This window comes from Marinobacter manganoxydans MnI7-9 (assembly GCF_000235625.1).
GTDB lineage: Bacteria > Pseudomonadota > Gammaproteobacteria > Pseudomonadales > Oleiphilaceae > Marinobacter > Marinobacter manganoxydans.
Map to the genome: position 1 here is coordinate 125,470 of NZ_AGTR01000013.1, position 17,931 is coordinate 143,400.

Consider the following 17,931-nt stretch of genomic DNA (forward strand, 5'->3'; position numbering starts at 1 on the left):
TCCACCAATACTATACTTCGCCAGAAATGTCCGGCGGTACTCGATCCTACGAAATGGCTCGTAGAATGGTGTCTGCGGGACACGAAGTGCACATGGTCACCAGTTACCGCGATGCAGAGGGGCGTCGGGACGGCTGGTTTCAGACGACCGAAGCAGGCATTAAAGTACACTGGTATTCCGTTCCATATTCCAATCAACTTGGATTTTATCAGCGGCTGAGAGCTTTTTTTTCATTTGCGTTTGCTGCACGTGAAAAGGCGCTCTCCCTCGATGGCGATGTTGTGTTTGCTACCAGCACACCACTAACAATTGCTTTGCCAGCGGTTTTTGTCGCGCGAAAAAAGCAAATACCAATGGTGTTTGAAGTTCGTGACCTGTGGCCGGAAATGCCGATTGCAGTGGGTGCTTTGAACAATCCATTGCTTCGGTTCGCTGCTTATCGCCTTGAGTATTGGGCCTACCAGAACGCTTCATCGGTCGTAGCACTATCTCCAGGGATGAAGGCCGGTGTGGTTCGAGCGGGTTACCCCGCCAGCAAAGTTGCTGTTATTCCAAATAGTAGCGACAACGTGGAATTTCTGCATGACTGCACAAAAGCCATGCAGTTTCGTTCATCGCGTGAGTGGTTGGGAGAGCGCCCGTTATTGGTATATGCAGGCACGTTCGGACAGGTTAATGGTGTTGAATACATGGTAAGCCTGGCCTACGAGCTTCTGAAACTTAATTCTAATGTTCGTATTTTGTTAGTGGGCGATGGGCGGGAGCGACCTAACCTACAGCGCGCGGCAGAGCAGGCCGGTGTGTTGAATGTTAACCTGTTCGTTGAGAATCCTCTCTCTAAAAAGGAGGTTCCAGGACTTCTGAGCGCCGCAACTGTAGCTTCGAATCTCGTTATTGACTTACCCCAGGCTCATGCCAACTCAGCTAATAAATTCTTCGATACCCTGGCCGCAGGAAAACCCATTTTGCTGAATCATGGTGGGTGGATGCACGATTTAGTGAAAAGCCGAAACTGTGGTCTTGCACTTTGGCACTACCCAATGGCTAAAGCGGCAGCAGAAGTCGATCAAAAGCTTAACGATACCGAGTGGCTTGAAAAAGCCGGGGCGTCCGCCCGGGCGCTGGCTGAAGAATGTTTTGATCGCGATAAGCTGGCAGCTCAGTTAATGGAGGTATTGCAAGCGTCAGTAAATGGGTATCCCGAGATCTGCGAAAAAATCGCGCCGGGTGAATACGGTCAGCAGGGAAATTAAATTCGTCTTCATAAGGAGTAATTCCATGAAAAAAATCGCAGTTATTGGCCTCGGCTATGTGGGGCTCCCGCTGGCAGTAGCATTTGGTAAAAAGCGGAATGTTGTAGGCTTTGATATCAACGCAAAGCGGATTGCAGAGCTTAAGCAGGGGGAAGACTTCACCCGGGAAGTATCAGCAGACGAGTTAGCTGAAGCGAGCGGGCTTCGTTTTACCGATTCTCTGGATGACATCGCCGAGTGCACGGTTTTCATTGTTACCGTGCCCACTCCGATTGATGAGTACAAAACGCCAGTCCTTAAGCCCTTGGTGAAAGCCAGTGAAAGTGTGGGAAAGGTGCTTAAGCCCGACGATATTGTAATTTACGAATCTACTGTCTATCCCGGCGCTACGGAAGAGGTGTGTGTGCCAGTCCTGGAGCGATTTTCAGGCCTCAAGTTTAACGAGGATTTTTACGCTGGTTATAGTCCGGAGCGAATTAATCCGGGAGATAAGGAACACCGGGTAACCACTATTACCAAGGTTACGTCTGGTTCTACTCCAGCCATTGCGGATAAAGTAGACGCCCTCTATTCAGACATCATCACCGCTGGTACTCACAAAGCCAGTTCCATTAAGGTGGCGGAAGCGGCGAAAGTTATTGAAAACACCCAGCGTGATCTCAATATTGCGCTGATGAACGAGCTGTCCATGATTTTCTCTCGCTTGGGCATTGATACTCTTGAAGTATTGGCTGCGGCTTCTACCAAGTGGAATTTCTTGCCATTCAAACCGGGGCTTGTGGGTGGTCACTGCATTGGCGTTGACCCCTACTACCTTACCCACAAGGCTCAGGCTATCGGCTACCATCCAGACATCATTCTGGCTGGCCGCCGAGTAAATGATGGTATGGGTCAATATGCCGCGGCTGAGCTGGTCAAGGCAATGATTAAAAAGGGACACACCATTTCTGGGTCTCGGGTATTGGTAATGGGGTTAACCTTTAAAGAGAATTGCCCTGATCTACGTAATACCCGTGTAGTTGATGTTATTGCGGAGATGCGTGAGTTTGGCTGCCAAGTCGATGTAACTGACTGCTGGGCCGATATCTTGGAAGCCAAGGAAGAATACGGTCTTTCGTTAATAGAGCAACCCGAAACAGGTGTTTACGATGCTATTTTTTTAGCCGTACCGCACAATGAGTACGCTTCAATGACGGCCGATGATATAAGAAGCTATTGCAACGAAAATGGGGTGGTGTTTGATCTGAAAGGTGTTCTGGAGTCTGGTGCTGCTGATTTACGTTTGTAATTATTCTGTGGAGATGTTGAATATTGTTGGTTAAAAGGATAACAGATACCGTCGTAGCGTTGGTGGCACTGGTGATGCTCTCACCAGTGCTTTTGGTGGTTGCTTTATTAGTGCGCTTCAAACTCGGATCCCCCATCCTCTTTCGCCAAATCCGCCCGGGCTTGGGCGGTAATCCCTTCAAGATGGTGAAGTTCCGCACAATGTTGGATGCCACCGATGAGCACGGTAATCCGCTCCCGGATGAACAGCGCCTAACTCGGTTTGGTAACTTTTTGCGCTCCACCAGTCTGGATGAGTTGCCGGAGCTTTGGAATGTACTCAAGGGCGATATGAGCCTGGTGGGGCCGCGTCCGTTATTGATGGAATATTTGCAGCTGTATTCGGCAGAACAATATCGCCGCCATGAGATGCGACCGGGCATAACTGGTTGGGCACAAGTAAACGGACGCAATGCGATTTCCTGGGAAGACAAGTTCAGGTTGGATGTTTGGTATGTGGACAATCAATCGCTCTGGCTCGATTTGAAAATCTTGTTCTTTACTCTCAAAAAAGTACTGGTTCGTGATGGCATCAGCGGAGAGGGACAGGCCACTATGTCGAAATTCTCTGGGAATGATGACTGATGCGAATAGCGATTCTTGGCGCTAGCGGACACGGCAAAGTAATTGCGGACGCAGCAGAGCAACTAGGCTGGCAGCATGTTACTTTTTTTGACGATGCTTGGCCGGACGTTAAGAAGAATGGTCCTTGGACTGTGAACGGGAAGACGGAGGCGTTGCTCGCAAGGCTATCGGATTTTGAGGGCGTTGTAGTTGGCATTGGCAACAACAGAATCCGCGAAGAAAAACAACGGAAGCTAGCGAGAGCTGGCGCCAAACTGGTTTCTATCGTTCACCCGACTGCAACCGTTAGTTCTCACGCTTCCATTGGGCCCGGTACAGTTGTTTTTGCCAACGCAGTTATTAACCCTTGTGCCAACGTCGGTGGTGGCGTCATTCTCAATACCGGTGCAGTGGTAGAGCATGATTGTGTCGTTGGTAACTTCGTCCATATCAGCCCAAACGCGGTTTTAGCCGGTGGCGTCAAGCTCGGTCAACAAGTTTGGGTGGGTGCCTGTGCCTCAATAAAACAATTGATCTCCGTCGGGGAAGCCTCGATCGTTGGCATGGGCGCCGTAGTGACGAAAGATGTCGAGTCTGGTGTAACCGTGGTGGGAAATCCAGCGCGAATCCTGCGCCAGTGAATAGTCCCAAGTTCTTGAATCAGGATACAACTGAGTAACCTATGTTGAACGGACCTTTTTCTCCCTGGCCTTCTTTTACAAAGGAAGAGGCCGATGCGGTGCGTGATATTCTGCTATCCAATAAAGTTAATTATTGGACTGGTCGGGAATGCCGCGAGTTCGAGCGTGAGTTCGCCACTTTCGCAGATTCAGGATACGCCATTGCGCTGGCTAATGGCACAGTAGCGCTGGACTTGGCGTTGAAGGCGCTTGATATCGGGGAGGGCGATGAAGTAGTGGTAACGCCCCGCACCTTCCTGGCGTCTGCTTCCAGTATTGTGAATTCCGGTGCGGTGCCAGTGTTTGCGGATGTATCTCCCGACTCCCAGAACATTACGCCGGAAACTGTGCGCGAGGTCATCACCCCTCGTACCCGCGCAATTGTGTGCGTGCACCTGGCAGGGTGGCCCTGTGATATGGATGGGTTTATGGCGCTGGCGGAGGAGTTCGGGCTGTCTGTTATTGAAGATTGCGCTCAGGCTCACGGTGCACGCTATCGGGGGCGCTCTGTAGGTTCCATTGGCCATGTAGGGTGTTGGTCTTTTTGCCAAGACAAGATTATGACCACTGGCGGTGAGGGTGGCATGGTCACCACCAACAATCGCGAGCTTTGGTCGAAAATGTGGTCTTTTAAGGATCACGGGAAAAGTTGGGAAGCAGTCTACGAGCGTGAGCATCCGCCTGGGTTCCGTTGGTTGCATGATTCTTTTGGCACCAACTGGCGGATGACAGAAATGCAGGGGGTGATTGGCCGTATTCAGCTAGGTCGAATGCCGGAATGGAACAGAGCCCGCACCGCTAATGCGGAGCGCATTTGGGCTACTTGCCGAGAATTGCCGGCTTTGCGGGTGCCTGAATTCTCCTGTGGTGTCAGCTGTGATTCCGAGTGCTCAGGCAGGAATGGCTGCTCCCACGCGCATTATAAGTGCTATGTGCAGGTAAGACCGGAATATCTGGCACCGGGCTGGTCTAGGGACCGAATTGTTGAAGAGGTAATCTCCCACGGCGTGCCCTGTTTCCAAGGATCTTGCTCTGAGGTGTATCGTGAGCGTGCATTTGATGGCACTGGCTGGCGCCCCGCAGAGCCACTTGAGGTTGCGCGAGAATTGGGCGAGACCAGCCTGATGTTTCTGGTGCACCCAACATTGACAAAAGTAGAGATAGAAAAAACCTGTTCGGTTTTGCGTTCCGTAATGGAACAGGCCACCCGAGAATGAGCCTCTCTTATTCCTGATGTTCTCTGATCCATTGGAGTCTGCTGATTTATGTGCGGTATTGTCGGCGCCGTATGCGCTCGCGATGTAACACCTTTTTTGTTAACTGGCCTTCAAACACTGGAATACCGTGGGTATGACTCGGCTGGGCTGGCGCTTCTCAACGGTGGCCTCAAACGGGCCCGTTCCGTGGGCCGTGTGGCCGAGCTGGGCGCAGTGGTTGATCGTGAGCAGTTACAGGGGCATATCGGTATTGCCCACACACGCTGGGCCACACACGGAGTGCCGGTGGAACGGAATGCGCACCCACATGTGTCCGGTAATCTTGCGGTAGTTCACAATGGCATTATCGAGAACCATGTTGAACTAAGGGCCATGCTGTCGGGTTTGGGCTACGACTTCACTTCGGATACCGACACCGAGACAGTTGCTCACCTCGTGGAGGCCTGCCTGTCAGGGAAAATGGGGAAAGCGCCCTCATCGCTCTTCGAGGCTGTTCGGGCTGCGGTGCCCCATTTAAAAGGGGCTTACGCGTTGGCTGTCATTCATGCTGATGAGCCAGATACGCTGGTTGTGGCCCGGGAAGGTTCGCCCCTGATGTTGGGACAGGGTGAAGCCGGTTTTTATGCAGCCTCCGATGCCTCCGCTCTGATTTCGGAAACCCGTCAGTTGATGTATCTGGAGAACGGGGATGTTGCCCAGCTTACAGGAGATGGGTTTACGATTCGGGATGCAGAGGGCCAGTCGGTTACCCGTCCTGTGGCCACCTCTACGCTGACAGCAGATGCGGTTCAGTTGGGCGAGTACAAGCACTACATGCAAAAGGAGATTTTCGAGCAGCCCCAGGCCCTTGGCAATACCCTGGAAATGCTTGGCGGTGCAGGAACGCTTCAGGCGGGCTTGTTTGGTGCGGATGCCGCTCGAATGTTTGAGGAAGTGGACTCAGTACTCATTCTGGCCTGTGGTACTTCCAGCTATGCCGGAATGGTGGCGCGGTACTGGATTGAGGCGATTGCGGGCGTGCCCTGCAATGTCGAGATTGCCAGTGAATATCGGTACCGGAAATCAGTAGCCCGGGAATCCCAGTTGGTTGTGGCCATATCCCAGTCGGGAGAGACCGCGGATACCATCGCAGCCCTCCAGTATGCCAAGTCGTTGGGTCACAGATACACGCTGGCGATCTGCAATGTACCCGAATCCTCCATTGTTCGTGAGGCTGCACTGCGGTTTATAACGCGGGCAGGTCCCGAAATTGGTGTGGCTTCTACCAAGGCGTTTACCACGCAGTTACCGACGCTGTTCCTGCTTGCTTTGGTTTTAGCCAAGGGACGCGGCGTGTTATCGGCTGAGGATGGGGCAGCCTACCTGGACGAAACGCGCCATTTACCGGTCGCTGTTGAAAAAGTCCTGGCGCTGGAGCCGGCGATCCGCGATCTCGCCCAGCAGTTCGGCAGCAAGCATCACGCGCTGTTCCTTGGCCGTGGCCGCCATTACCCGATTGCACTTGAAGGTGCCTTAAAACTGAAAGAAATCTCCTATATTCATGCAGAAGCTTACCCGGCGGGCGAATTGAAACACGGCCCGTTGGCGTTGGTTGATGCCGAGATGCCCGTGGTGGTTGTGGCGCCCAATGATGAACTGTTGGAGAAATTGAAGGCCAACATGGAAGAAGTTCGGGCCAGAGGTGGCGAACTGTTCGTGTTTGCCGATGGAGACAGCCAGATCGTCTCCGAACCCGGAATACAGGTTCTTAAAATGCCCGAGCATTACGGAATCTTGTCGCCGGTTCTTCATGTTGTTGCACTGCAATTATTGGCTTACCAAGTGGCTCTAGTGAAGGGCACTGATGTGGACAAACCCCGCAATTTGGCCAAAAGTGTTACTGTTGAGTGAATGTGGCGATCATCTTTTCTGGTAAAGGAACACCATGTTTGAAAAATTCCTGAATTTATCTCGGGTCCACAAGCGGCTGGTGTCGGTTTTTGCTGATGTGGCGGTTCTGTTTTTTGCTTTGTGGGCGGCGTTTTCGCTGCGCCTGGAGCAGCGGTTCTGGGTGCCTGATCAGGGGCAGCTTATTGTCTCTGGGTTAACGGTTGTCTTCACGATTGCCGTGTTCATAAAGCTGGGTCTCTATCGCGCGGTCATTCGCTATCTGAGTGACAGGGCCTTTATCACGGTGATAACCGGGGTGGTGATTTCGTCGATCACCTTGATCTTGTTGGGATATTGGCTTGAGGTACAGGTTCCTCGTTCCGTGCCTATCATTTACGGGGCGCTGGCTTTTATCTTTGTAAGCGGAACCAGAATGACGGTCCGTATGCTGGTGAATCGTCCTCGGCATCGCAACAAGCAGTTTGTGGCGATTGTTGGTGCAGGCGAGACCGGCCTGCAACTTGCGAACGCGCTGGATCAAGGCACCGAATATCATCCTGCGGCTTTTATCACGTTGCTGAAAGCAAACCACCGGGCCTTGATTAATGGAATCCCGGTTTACGACATCAGTCACATCGAGCGTGTGGTGAGGGAGCATCGTATCAAGCGTTTGTTGCTGGCTCTGGATGCCGATTCTGGTATTGACCGTAAGCGCTTGCTGAAAAAGCTGGAGCCGCTCGCCATTCCGGTGCAGACCGTTCCAACCATGTCCGAACTGGTAGCGGGCCAGGCACGCATCAATGATATCCGGGATCTGGAGCTTGAGGATTTGTTGGGTCGGGACCCCGTGCAGCCAGACAATGCACAGGTCGCTACCAGCCTGTATGAGCGCGCAGTAATGGTAACCGGGGCTGGTGGCTCAATAGGTTCCGAGTTGTGCCGCCAGATCATTCAGCACCGTCCTTCCAAATTGGTGCTTTTTGAACAGTCTGAGTTTTCTCTTTACGCCATTGAGCGCGAGCTTCAGGCGATCAATCAGATTGAGGCACTTGGGGTAGAAATCCACCCGTTGCTGGGCAGTGTTACCCACCGTCGGCGCTGCGAGACCGCGATGCGGAGTTTCGGCATTGAGACGGTATACCATGCTGCGGCCTACAAGCATGTGCCGCTGGTAGAACACAATATTATCGAAGGTGTTCAGAATAATGTGTTTGGTACCTTCCACGTCGCAGAGGCAGCGATTGCGGCTGGAGTAAAGCGCTTTGTGCTGATCTCTACCGATAAGGCAGTGCGCCCCACCAATGTGATGGGCGCCAGTAAGCGCCTTGCCGAGCTTGTACTCCAGGGTCTGGCACAGCGCCAGTCAGACACCATCTTCTCCATGGTGCGATTTGGTAACGTGCTCGGTTCTTCCGGCTCTGTAGTTCCGCTGTTCCGGGATCAGGTTCGCGATGGAGGACCGATAACGGTAACTCACCCGGATATTATCCGGTACTTCATGACAATTCCCGAGGCCAGCCAGTTGGTCCTTCAAGCTGGCAGCATGGGGCAGGGAGGCGAAGTGTTCGTTCTGGATATGGGTGAACCGGTGAAAATCGCCGACCTGGCTCGCAAGATGATTCACCTGATGGGTTTGATGGAGAAAACCGACGATCGGCCGGATGGGGATATCGAAATTGTATTCTCCGGGCTGCGGCCCGGTGAAAAGCTCTATGAGGAGTTGTTGATTGGCGACAACCCGCAGGGTACGGCTCACCCCCGGATCATGATGGCAAGGGAGGTCTCGATGCCTTGGGATGAGGTAGAGCAAACCTTGAATCGGTTGATGCGGGCAAGCCATGACTTTGATTGTCAGGAGATCATTCAGATCCTTAAAACGGCGCCCACAGGATTTGCTCATAACGGTGATTTGGCGGATCTGGTCTGGTGTCATGGGGATCGTCATCTTGCGGCTTCTCCTTCAGAGTCTGAGAAAATAAGGCGTTTCCCTGCCTGAAACGTTTGGTTTGCCGAGGCGAGAACGTTCTTTAAAAGAAGGGGCAGATTGGGAAGAACTTCCCCCTTTTTTCTTCTATCATGCAGATGCAGTCTATGGGTCGTGGCACCCGGAATGAACAAATTAAGGCAATCGAAACCTAATGTTTGAAAACAGCTCCATACTGATCACCGGAGGGACAGGCTCCTTTGGCCATACCTTCGTTCCCATGCTCCTCAAACGTTTCAATCCGAGAAAAGTGATTATTTTCTCCCGGGATGAGATGAAGCAGTGGGAGATGGCCAAGAAGTTTGCCGGCGACCACCGCGTTCGCTTTTTTATTGGCGATGTGCGCGACAAAGATCGGCTGTACCGTGCGCTGGATGGCGTGGACTATGTGGTGCATGCAGCGGCCACAAAGATTGTCCCTACGGCGGAGTACAATCCCTTCGAGTGCATCAAGACGAATATCAACGGCGCAATGAACCTGATTGATGCCTGTATCGACAAAAGCGTGAAACGTGTTGTTGCCCTCTCGACGGATAAGGCCAGCAGCCCGATCAACCTGTATGGTGCTACCAAGCTGGCCTCAGATAAATTGTTTGTGTCGGGTAACTCCTACGCAGGAGGGCATGATACCCGCTTTGCGGTGGTTCGCTATGGCAATGTGATGGGTTCCCGTGGGTCGGTCATTCCGTTTTTCATGTCGGTTAAGGACCAGGGAGTGTTGCCCATTACCGACGAGCGGATGACCCGCTTTATGATTTCGTTGGAGGAGGGCGTGGAGTTGGTGTGGCACGCCTTTGAGGATATGGAGGGCGGGGAAATCTACGTGAAGAAGATCCCTTCCATGAGGGTGACCGACCTTGCCCGTGCGGTCGCTCCAGATGCCAAACACGAGATCGTTGGCATCCGCCCCGGCGAGAAGCTGCATGAGCAGATGATTGGCGCCGAGGATTCCTATTACACCTATGAGTATCCGGAACACTTCAAGATCCTGCCGGCCATTCATGGCTGGAGCGCCGATGCAGCTCGTATCAAGGATGGCAAGAAAGTTCCTGAAGGATTCATTTATTCAAGTGACAACAACTCGGAATGGATGTCTGAGGATCAACTGCAGGCCTGGATCGACGCCAATCGGGAAAAAATCGGGAGTATCTGATTGATGATTCCTTACGGGCGCCAGGAGATTACCCAACAGGATATTGATGCCGTTGTTGAAGTGCTTGAATCGGACTTCCTGACCCAGGGCCCGAAAGTGCCAGAGTTTGAGAAGACGGTGGCCAGCCATGTGGGTGCCAGATTCGGCGTGGCCGTTAACAGCGCAACGTCAGCCTTGCACATTGCCTGCGCGGCTCTCGGCCTGAGAGAAGGGGACTGGCTGTGGACCTCGCCGGTCACGTTTGTGGCCTCGGCCAACTGTGGTCTTTATTGCGGTGCAAAGGTGGATTTCGTCGATATCGACCCCCGCACTTACAACCTCTGCCCGGATGCGCTTGAGCGAAAGCTGGAACAGGCCAGGGAGCAAGATCGTCTGCCCAAGGTGGTTGTGCCTGTTCACCTGTGTGGCCAGCCTTGCGACATGGAACGGATCAAGGCGTTGTCTGAGCGTTATGGCTTTCGCATTGTCGAGGACGCGTCCCACGCCATTGGTGGCAAGTATCAGGGCGAGTTCATTGGCAGCGGCCGGTACAGCGATATCACGGTGTTCAGTTTTCATCCGGTAAAAATTGTGACAACTGCGGAAGGTGGCATGGCTGTCACCAATGATGCAGAACTGGCGCAGCGCATGGAGATGCTCCGCAGCCATGGCATAACCCGCGACCCTGCCCGCATGACCCATGAGCCAGACGGCCCCTGGTACTATCAGCAGGTGGACCTGGGCTTTAACTACCGTATGACCGAGTTGCAGGCGGCCCTGGGTGTCAGCCAGATGGCACGGCTGGACGACTTCGTGAAGAGCCGGCATGAACTGGCCCGGCGATACGATGAACTGCTGGCGGATTTGCCGGTGGTGACGCCATGGCAGCATCCGGACAGCTATTCCGGCCTTCATCTTTACGTAATCCGCCTGAAACTGGGAGAGCTTCGCACCAGCCACCGTGAGGTATTCGAATCGCTGAGGGAGCAGGGAATCGGTGTAAACCTGCATTACATCCCCGTCCATACTCAGCCTTTCTACGAGGCTATGGGGTTCGCGCCCGATGATTTTCCGGAGTCCATGCGCTATTACAACGAGGCGATCAGCATTCCCATGTACCACGGCCTGACGTTTGAACAGCAGGACGCGGTGGTTGAAGCGCTGAAGCAGGCCCTCTCGGCATGAAGGTTGCGATCATTCCGGCCCGGGGAGGCAGCAAGCGGATTCCGGGCAAGAATATCCGGGATTTCTGCGGCAAACCGATGATTGCCTGGTCCATTGAAGCGGCTCGAGCGAGTGGCTGTTTTGACGAGGTGATCGTTTCAACCGATGACGAAAAGATCGCCGAAGTAGCGAGGCAGTGCGGAGCGATAGTTCCTTTTATGCGTCCTGAGCATCTTTCAGACGATTATACGGGAACACTTCCGGTTATCCGGCACGCGGTTGAGTGGTTTATAAGCGCCGGCCATGTCGTCGATCTCGCTTGCTGCATCTACGCCACGGCCCCTTTCACCATGCCTGAGGACATTCGGGAAGGCGTAAGGGAGCTGCAAGCCGCCGGCTGCAGCTTCGCGTTTTCTGTGACCAGCTATGCCTTTCCCATTCAGCGTGCACTTCGCCTTGCCGATGGCGGGCGGGTGGAGATGATGCATCCCGGGCAGTTTTCGACTCGATCCCAGGATCTGGAAGAAGCTTGGCACGATGCCGGTCAGTTCTATTGGGGAACCGCGGACGCCTGGCTTGAGGAACGGATGATCTTCGGGCGGGACTCTATCGGGATCCCGATTCCCCGTTACCGTGTTCAGGATGTTGATACTCCTGAGGATTGGAAGACGGCTGAGTATATGTTCGAAGCGTTGAGAGCCAGGGCGCGCAATGGCTGAATCGCTTGCAGTGGCTTTTCGGGTCGATGCATCCACCCTTATAGGCTCTGGTCATGTGATGCGCTGCCTCACTCTTGCAGACGCGCTGGCGGAATCAGGTGCCCGATGTTTTTTCGTAATGCGGCACAAGCCGGGAAATCTCGAAAGCGCGGTGTGCAGCCGGGGGCACCAGGTATTAATGCTTTCATCGGGCGGGGCGGAGCAAAGCGCGAGCTATTCTGAAGATGAGCCACCCCACGCCGGCTGGCTGGGAGAGAGCTGGGAAGCCGATGCCTCTGACACTCTAAAGGCACTGAAAGGCATCGAGTTGGACTGGCTGGTGGTAGACCACTACGCACTCGATCATCGCTGGGAGTCTAAGGTTGTTGGTTGTTGCCGGCGCCTGATGGCTATTGATGACCTTGCAGACCGAAAGCATCAGTGCGATTTGATTCTGGACCAGAATCTGGGGCGTGAACTGCATGATTACGATGGTCTTGTACCGATCCATGCCGAACGGCTGACTGGCTCTGATTACGCTTTGCTCAGGCCCGAGTTCTCACGGGCACGTGCCCTGTCTGTCGAAGAAAGGAAAACCCGGGAGCCCGGGAACATACTTGTTAGTATGGGGGGCGTGGATGCAGTTAATGTTACCGGCGATGTTTTGAGGGTATTGGATAGCATCGAGGTTGTTGCCTCTTGCCGGGTTACCGTCGTTCTCGGGGCGGCCTGTCCTCATATCGACGAGGTGATAGAGCAAGCTGAATCAATGCGTCTGGATACACGGGTGGTCGTAAATGCCAGCAACATGGCGGAGCTGATGAGCCAGGCAGATCTTGCCATTGGTGCCGCTGGGGGCTCTGCCTGGGAACGCTGCTGCCTTGGTTTGCCCAGTTTGCTTGTGGTAATGGCGGACAACCAACGGCCGGGCGCTGAGGCGTTGAAACGGGCTGGCGCATCACTCATTTTGGGGTGGCCGGACGCTATTGAAGAGACATTGCCCAGGGCGATGCATGAAGTATTCGCGCCCGGCAGGTTGCTTGAGATGAGTCAGAATGCTGCCCCAATCTGCGATGGCCTGGGTGTGCAGCGTGTGGCTGATGCCCTCCGGGAGGTTTCGGATGAGTAGTGGGCGGCTGAGACTTATGCGCTCCGGGGACCTGGCGAGGGTTCGGAATTGGCGGAATCATCCCGATGTGCGCCAGTTTATGTACACCAGCCATGAGATCTCCCCCGAAGAGCATGAGCAGTGGTTTGCCCGGAACAGTGAAGCCCCCGGTGTGTGGCTGCTGATCTACGAGGTTGATTCGGCCCCTGTCGGCTTCGTTAATATCTCCTCGACCCGCTGTGCCCAGGTTGCAGACTGGGGCTTCTATCTGGCACCGGATGCGGAGCCAGGAACCGGGCGGTCGCTTGGTGAGGCTGCCTTGAGGTACGCCTTTGAAGAGCTGGAATTGCATAAACTCTGCGGGCAGGCGCTCGGTTTTAACGAACGATCAATCCGCTTCCATGAGCGTCTTGGATTTACCCGGGAAGGTGTTCTTAGAGAGCAACACTGCGATGGCGAGGGTTATCACGATGTTATCTGTTTTGGCCTTCTGGCTGCCGAGTGGAAAAACGCGAAATAAAAGTTTAAGGGCGTGTTTATGAGTGAAGCAAAAATTGTCATTGATGGTCGTGAAATTTCATCATCTCAGACGCCTTACATAATTGCGGAGCTGTCCGCCAACCATAACGGCAAGCTTGAAACGGCTCTGAAGATCATTGATGAAGCGGCCGAAGCCGGGGCAGACGCGGTAAAATTGCAGACTTACCGGCCCGATACCATCACCCTGAACTCCGATGCTGATGATTTCAAAATCAAAGGCGGGCTCTGGGACGGTCGTACCCTCTACGAGTTATATGAAGAGGCCCACATGCCGTGGGACTGGCACAAGCCTCTATTTGAGCGGGCCCGGGAGCGGGGGATTACGATTTTCAGTTCGCCGTTCGATACCACCGCTGTTGATCTGCTTGAGGAACTCGGCGCACCTGCCTACAAGATCGCCTCGTTTGAGGCTGTGGATCTGCCATTGATTGAGTACGTGGCCCGCACCGGCAAGCCGATGATCATTTCCACCGGGATGGCGGATGCGGAAGAAATCCGGGAGGCCATTGATGCGGCGAGAGGAGCTGGCTGTAAACAGCTGGCGATTCTTCACTGTGTAAGTGGCTACCCGGCGCCGGCAGAAGACTATAATCTGCGGACCATTGTAGACATGCAGCAGCGTTTCGGCCTGATAACAGGGCTTTCGGATCACACCCTGGACAATACAACGGCGATTGCCAGCGTTGTACTGGGTGCATCAATCATTGAGAAGCACTTCACGCTCGACCGTTCTGGCGGTGGTCCGGATGACAGTTTTTCCCTTGAGCCTGACGATCTCAAAGCGCTTTGCCGGGATAGCAAGATAGCCTGGAGGGCACTTGGCGAGGTGAATTACGGTCGAAAATCCAGCGAGCAGGGTAACGCGCTGTTTCGCCGTTCCTTATACTTTGTGAATGATATCAAGGCGGGGGACGTCATATCCGGCGAAGATGTAAGGAGTGTTCGCCCGGGTTTCGGGTTGGCGCCCAAGCACCTGAAAGCCGTTGTTGGCAAGGTGGCCGCACATGACATAAACAGGAACTCCCCGGTCAGGAAAGAAGACTTTCAGTAACCGGTGCTCAAACAAGAAATTTGCCCAAGGACTGGGGCAGTTTCAAAACTATCAACAAGGACGTTCAGCATGATCTCGATATCTCACCACGGCGCCACCTCTGGCGTAACCGGCTCCTGCCACGAACTCACCGTTGGTCACGCGGCCGAAAAGAGCGGCATCCTCATAGACTGCGGCCTGTTCCAGGGCCAGGACGAGGGCCGCGGTGCTTCCGCGTCTGATCTCTCCATTGATTTTCCCATTGATCATATCCGGGCCCTGGTGGTCACCCACGTGCATATCGACCACGTGGGGCGCATTCCCTATTTGCTGGCTGCGGGGTTCGATGGGCCCATTATTTGTTCCGAACCTTCAGCCATTATGCTGCCGGAGATTCTGGAGGATGCCCTGAAGATCGGCTTCACCCGAGACCGGCAGCTGATTGAACTGGTTCTGGGAGTGATCCGTTCCCGCCTGGTGCCGGTGCCTTATGGCCAGTGGCATTCGGTGTTCGCGGGGGATGATTGCTCGCTGTCGGTTCGGCTGCAGAGGGCTGGGCATATTCTGGGCTCGGCCTATGTTGAGTGTGATGCACGTGCGGGCGAATCTGAAGAACGGGTTGTGTTCAGTGGCGACCTCGGCGCGCCCCATGCTCCGTTGCTGCCCGCCCCCCAATCCCCCGAGCGAGCAGATCGGTTGGTGATCGAGAGCACTTATGGAGACAAAGACCACGAGGACCGGGAAATGCGGCGTTACCGGTTGAAGGCGGTTCTGGAGCACGCGCTGGAAGATGGTGGAACGGTGTTGGTACCGGCGTTCAGTATTGGGCGCACGCAGGAGTTGCTTTATGAGATTGAGGGCCTTATCAATGAGTTTGGTGGAGAGCTCTGGAGCAACCTGGAAATTGTTGTGGATTCGCCGCTGGCGGCTGAATTCACTCGAATCTATCGAGACCTGAAGCCTTACTGGGATGCTGAGGCCACAGACTTGGTGCGCCAGGGCCGGCATCCGCTTTCTTTCGAGCAACTCACGGTTATCAACTTCCATGAAGACCACCTGAATGCTGTGGATTACCTTGCCCGTTCCCACCGCGCCTGTGTGGTTCTGGCCGGCTCCGGTATGTGCGCCGGTGGCCGTGTGGTGAATTATCTGAAGGCAATGCTTGGGGATAAGCGGAACGATGTCCTGTTTGTGGGTTACCAGGCTGCGGGCACGCCGGGGCGCGATATCCTCACTTATGGGCCTCGCGGTGGTTGGGTGGAGCTTGATGGTGAGCGCTACGATATCCGGGCCCGCGTTCATCAGGTCGGTGGCTATTCTGCACATGCGGGGCAATCGGATCTTGTGGCGTTTGTATCAGGTATACCTGTCCCGCCCCGTGAGATTCGAATTGTCCACGGTGATCCGGGCGCTAAACTGGCGTTGAAAAGGTGTTTTCAATCCCTGACGGGTACAGACATAATTATACCATCTGAGTAGGGCGGATCGACGCCGGGTTTTGCTTCTAGGGAAAGGAATTCAAATGAAGAAAATTGCAGTTATTGGTCTTGGTTACGTGGGGCTGCCTCTCGCCGCGGCCTTTGGTGAAAAGCGGGAGATTATCGGTTTCGATATCAATAAAAAGCGAATTGCCGAGCTGAAAGATGGCGTTGATTTCACTCGTGAGGTGTCCCGGGAAGAATTGGCTGCGGCGTCGGGTTTGTCTTTTACCGATAATCTTGAAGGCATTCGTGATTGCCAGATTTATATTGTCACGGTGCCCACCCCGATCGATGAATTCAAAACGCCGGATTTAACACCTCTGGTAAAAGCCAGCGAAACCGTAGGCAAGGTTTTGAAGCAGGGCGATATTGTGATTTACGAATCCACGGTATATCCCGGCGCCACGGAAGAAGTTTGCGTGCCGGTTCTGGAGAAAGTCTCCGGTCTTGCGTTTAACAAGGATTTCTTCGCCGGTTACAGTCCCGAGCGAATCAATCCGGGTGACAAAGAGCATCGGGTAACCAGCATCATGAAAGTGACTTCTGGTTCCACTCCGGATATTGCCGATGAGGTGGATGCACTATATGCCAGTGTTATTACCGCAGGCACCCATAAAGCCAGTTCCATCAAAGTGGCCGAAGCGGCAAAGGTTATCGAAAACACCCAGCGCGATCTGAATATCGCGCTGATGAATGAGCTTTCGATGATTTTTTCTCGCCTGAAAATTGATACCCATGAAGTGCTTGCTGCAGCGGGAACCAAATGGAATTTCCTGCCCTTTAAACCCGGCCTGGTGGGTGGCCACTGCATCGGTGTGGACCCGTACTACCTCACCCACAAAGCCCAGGCTATTGGTTACCATCCTGAAATTATTTTGTCCGGCCGGCGGGTAAACGACAATATGGGCCCATATGCGGCAGCTGAGCTGGTAAAGGCCATGATCAAAGCCGGACATACCGTGGCCTCGTCAAGAGTTCTTGTAATGGGGCTCACCTTTAAGGAAAACTGCCCGGATTTGCGAAACACTCGGGTTATTGATGTTATCCGTGAGCTGGAAGATTTCGGTTGCTCTGTGGATGTAACGGACTGCTGGGCGGATAATGCCGAAGCCGAACATGAATATGGTATTTCCCTGGTGGAGTCCCCGAAACCCGGAGATTATGACGCGCTGTTTCTTGCCGTGCCGCATCGTGAATATGCTGGCAAGCCTTCGAAGGAATTGCGTGCTTATTTGAAAGATAATGGGGTTCTATTCGACCTGAAGGGTGTTTTGCCGTTGGGCGAGGCGGATCTCAGATTGTAAGTACAATTTTCGTACAGCGTGTATTTTAAAAGCCGGTCAAGTTGATCGGCTTTTTTATTAAGGGGTCGTAAATAAATAATTTTGCCAGACTACATTTATTTTATTATTATTGTGCCTGACTTTTCGTCAACTCCACTTAAGTTTTTAAAACCCCTATTTGAATAAGGTTTTAATTCCATGGCAAAGATTAACGACTATTACCAGAAAAAACAGCTTATGGAAAAGCTTGCTGCAGAGCTGGAACAGCTTGAAGAAGACCAGGCTCTGAAAGGTGAACTGGAGTTTGAAAACAAGGTTCGCGCCTTGATGAAGGAGTATGACAAGTCGCCGAAGGATGTACTTCAAATTCTCTCTGCTATTGATCCCTCAGTGGCTGGCGCAAAGGCTGACACAACCGCTGGCAGCCGCCCGAAGCGCCCGATGAAGACTTACAAGAACCCGCACACCGGTGAAGTGGTCAAGACCCGTGGTGGCAATCATAAGACGCTGAATGAGTGGCGTCAGAAGCATGGTAAGGAAGCTGTGCAGAGCTGGCAGCAGGACTGATTCAGGCCTGCATTTGCTTCCCCCCTCTCCCCCGG

Annotated in this window: 16 protein-coding genes; all 16 read left to right on the forward strand. The window is 53.6% G+C overall.

Translation table 11 applies throughout. The features are described 5' to 3' along the window. Nucleotides 1-26: 26 nt before the first annotated feature. The 16 genes from KYE_RS03010 to KYE_RS03085 all read left to right on the forward strand — a co-directional run bounded on the left by KYE_RS03010 (nt 27) and on the right by KYE_RS03085 (nt 17,896). Nucleotides 27-1,253 carry a glycosyltransferase family 4 protein gene (locus tag KYE_RS03010; RefSeq protein WP_081467495.1) on the forward strand — a complete coding sequence of 409 codons (1,227 nt, stop codon included), beginning with the start codon at nt 27-29 and terminating at the stop codon, nt 1,251-1,253. A gap of 25 nt (nt 1,254-1,278) precedes the next feature. Next, entirely contained in the window at nt 1,279-2,541 is a 1,263-nt protein-coding gene (tviB, locus tag KYE_RS03015; protein WP_008170270.1) for a Vi polysaccharide biosynthesis UDP-N-acetylglucosamine C-6 dehydrogenase TviB, read from the forward strand. Nucleotides 2,542-2,567: 26 nt separating this feature from the next. Further along, a complete protein-coding gene (locus KYE_RS03020; RefSeq protein WP_039881817.1) occupies nt 2,568-3,164 on the forward strand; it encodes a sugar transferase in 597 nt (198 codons plus the stop codon). After that, nucleotides 3,164-3,784, forward strand: coding sequence for an acetyltransferase (locus KYE_RS03025; protein ID WP_008170273.1), 621 nt, complete (start codon nt 3,164-3,166; stop codon nt 3,782-3,784). Before KYE_RS03020 ends, KYE_RS03025 begins: the two co-directional genes overlap by 1 nt. 41 nt (nt 3,785-3,825) lie before the next feature. After that, nucleotides 3,826-5,040 carry a DegT/DnrJ/EryC1/StrS family aminotransferase gene (locus KYE_RS03030; protein ID WP_008170274.1) on the forward strand — a complete coding sequence of 405 codons (1,215 nt, stop codon included), beginning with the start codon at nt 3,826-3,828 and terminating at the stop codon, nt 5,038-5,040. A 48-nt stretch (nt 5,041-5,088) separates the two neighbouring features. Further along, a complete protein-coding gene (glmS, locus tag KYE_RS03035; RefSeq protein ID WP_008170276.1) occupies nt 5,089-6,930 on the forward strand; it encodes a glutamine--fructose-6-phosphate transaminase (isomerizing) in 1,842 nt (613 codons plus the stop codon). A 34-nt stretch (nt 6,931-6,964) separates the two neighbouring features. Next, the gene (locus tag KYE_RS03040; protein ID WP_008170278.1) at nt 6,965-8,905 is read left to right on the forward strand and encodes a polysaccharide biosynthesis protein; all 1,941 of its coding nucleotides are present in this window, start codon (nt 6,965-6,967) and stop codon (nt 8,903-8,905) included. Nucleotides 8,906-9,047: 142 nt separating this feature from the next. Then, nucleotides 9,048-10,046, forward strand: coding sequence for a UDP-N-acetylglucosamine 4,6-dehydratase (inverting) (pseB, locus tag KYE_RS03045; RefSeq protein ID WP_008170280.1), 999 nt, complete (start codon nt 9,048-9,050; stop codon nt 10,044-10,046). A gap of 3 nt (nt 10,047-10,049) precedes the next feature. Then, nucleotides 10,050-11,210, forward strand: a complete 1,161-nt coding sequence (pseC, locus tag KYE_RS03050; RefSeq protein WP_008170282.1) for a UDP-4-amino-4,6-dideoxy-N-acetyl-beta-L-altrosamine transaminase — start codon at nt 10,050-10,052, stop codon at nt 11,208-11,210. Beyond that, a complete protein-coding gene (pseF, locus tag KYE_RS03055; RefSeq protein WP_008170283.1) occupies nt 11,207-11,908 on the forward strand; it encodes a pseudaminic acid cytidylyltransferase in 702 nt (233 codons plus the stop codon). The genes pseC and pseF overlap by 4 nt, the downstream gene beginning before the upstream one ends. Next, nucleotides 11,901-13,016: a UDP-2,4-diacetamido-2,4,6-trideoxy-beta-L-altropyranose hydrolase gene (pseG, locus tag KYE_RS03060; protein ID WP_008170284.1), complete on the forward strand. Its 1,116-nt coding sequence runs from the start codon at nt 11,901-11,903 to the stop codon at nt 13,014-13,016. The genes pseF and pseG overlap by 8 nt, the downstream gene beginning before the upstream one ends. Continuing rightward, entirely contained in the window at nt 13,009-13,515 is a 507-nt protein-coding gene (gene pseH, locus KYE_RS03065; RefSeq protein WP_227497730.1) for a UDP-4-amino-4,6-dideoxy-N-acetyl-beta-L-altrosamine N-acetyltransferase, read from the forward strand. The genes pseG and pseH overlap by 8 nt, the downstream gene beginning before the upstream one ends. A gap of 18 nt (nt 13,516-13,533) precedes the next feature. Further along, nucleotides 13,534-14,586 (forward strand): pseudaminic acid synthase, encoded by a 1,053-nt coding sequence (gene pseI, locus KYE_RS03070; protein ID WP_008170286.1) that lies wholly within the window; start codon nt 13,534-13,536, stop codon nt 14,584-14,586. Nucleotides 14,587-14,655: 69 nt separating this feature from the next. Continuing rightward, the gene (locus KYE_RS03075) at nt 14,656-16,044 is read left to right on the forward strand and encodes an MBL fold metallo-hydrolase RNA specificity domain-containing protein (protein WP_008170287.1); all 1,389 of its coding nucleotides are present in this window, start codon (nt 14,656-14,658) and stop codon (nt 16,042-16,044) included. 43 nt (nt 16,045-16,087) lie between these two features. After that, entirely contained in the window at nt 16,088-17,350 is a 1,263-nt protein-coding gene (tviB, locus tag KYE_RS03080) for a Vi polysaccharide biosynthesis UDP-N-acetylglucosamine C-6 dehydrogenase TviB (protein WP_008170288.1), read from the forward strand. Between the two features lie 177 nt (nt 17,351-17,527). Then, nucleotides 17,528-17,896 carry a histone-like nucleoid-structuring protein, MvaT/MvaU family gene (locus tag KYE_RS03085; protein ID WP_008170289.1) on the forward strand — a complete coding sequence of 123 codons (369 nt, stop codon included), beginning with the start codon at nt 17,528-17,530 and terminating at the stop codon, nt 17,894-17,896. The last annotated feature ends 35 nt before the right edge of the window (nt 17,897-17,931 follow it).

Coding starts and splice junctions, on each gene's coding strand:
- pseG (WP_008170284.1), top strand. CDS start 11,901: ATGGCTGAATCGCTTGCAGTGGCTTTTCGGGTCGATGCATCCACCCTT.
- KYE_RS03030 (WP_008170274.1), top strand. CDS start 3,826: ATGTTGAACGGACCTTTTTCTCCCTGGCCTTCTTTTACAAAGGAAGAG.
- pseI (WP_008170286.1), top strand. CDS start 13,534: ATGAGTGAAGCAAAAATTGTCATTGATGGTCGTGAAATTTCATCATCT.
- KYE_RS03010 (WP_081467495.1), top strand. CDS start 27: ATGTCCGGCGGTACTCGATCCTACGAAATGGCTCGTAGAATGGTGTCT.
- KYE_RS03085 (WP_008170289.1), top strand. CDS start 17,528: ATGGCAAAGATTAACGACTATTACCAGAAAAAACAGCTTATGGAAAAG.
- KYE_RS03075 (WP_008170287.1), top strand. CDS start 14,656: ATGATCTCGATATCTCACCACGGCGCCACCTCTGGCGTAACCGGCTCC.
- tviB (WP_008170270.1), top strand. CDS start 1,279: ATGAAAAAAATCGCAGTTATTGGCCTCGGCTATGTGGGGCTCCCGCTG.
- KYE_RS03040 (WP_008170278.1), top strand. CDS start 6,965: ATGTTTGAAAAATTCCTGAATTTATCTCGGGTCCACAAGCGGCTGGTG.
- pseH (WP_227497730.1), top strand. CDS start 13,009: ATGAGTAGTGGGCGGCTGAGACTTATGCGCTCCGGGGACCTGGCGAGG.
- KYE_RS03025 (WP_008170273.1), top strand. CDS start 3,164: ATGCGAATAGCGATTCTTGGCGCTAGCGGACACGGCAAAGTAATTGCG.
- pseB (WP_008170280.1), top strand. CDS start 9,048: ATGTTTGAAAACAGCTCCATACTGATCACCGGAGGGACAGGCTCCTTT.
- pseF (WP_008170283.1), top strand. CDS start 11,207: ATGAAGGTTGCGATCATTCCGGCCCGGGGAGGCAGCAAGCGGATTCCG.
- glmS (WP_008170276.1), top strand. CDS start 5,089: ATGTGCGGTATTGTCGGCGCCGTATGCGCTCGCGATGTAACACCTTTT.
- pseC (WP_008170282.1), top strand. CDS start 10,050: ATGATTCCTTACGGGCGCCAGGAGATTACCCAACAGGATATTGATGCC.
- tviB (WP_008170288.1), top strand. CDS start 16,088: ATGAAGAAAATTGCAGTTATTGGTCTTGGTTACGTGGGGCTGCCTCTC.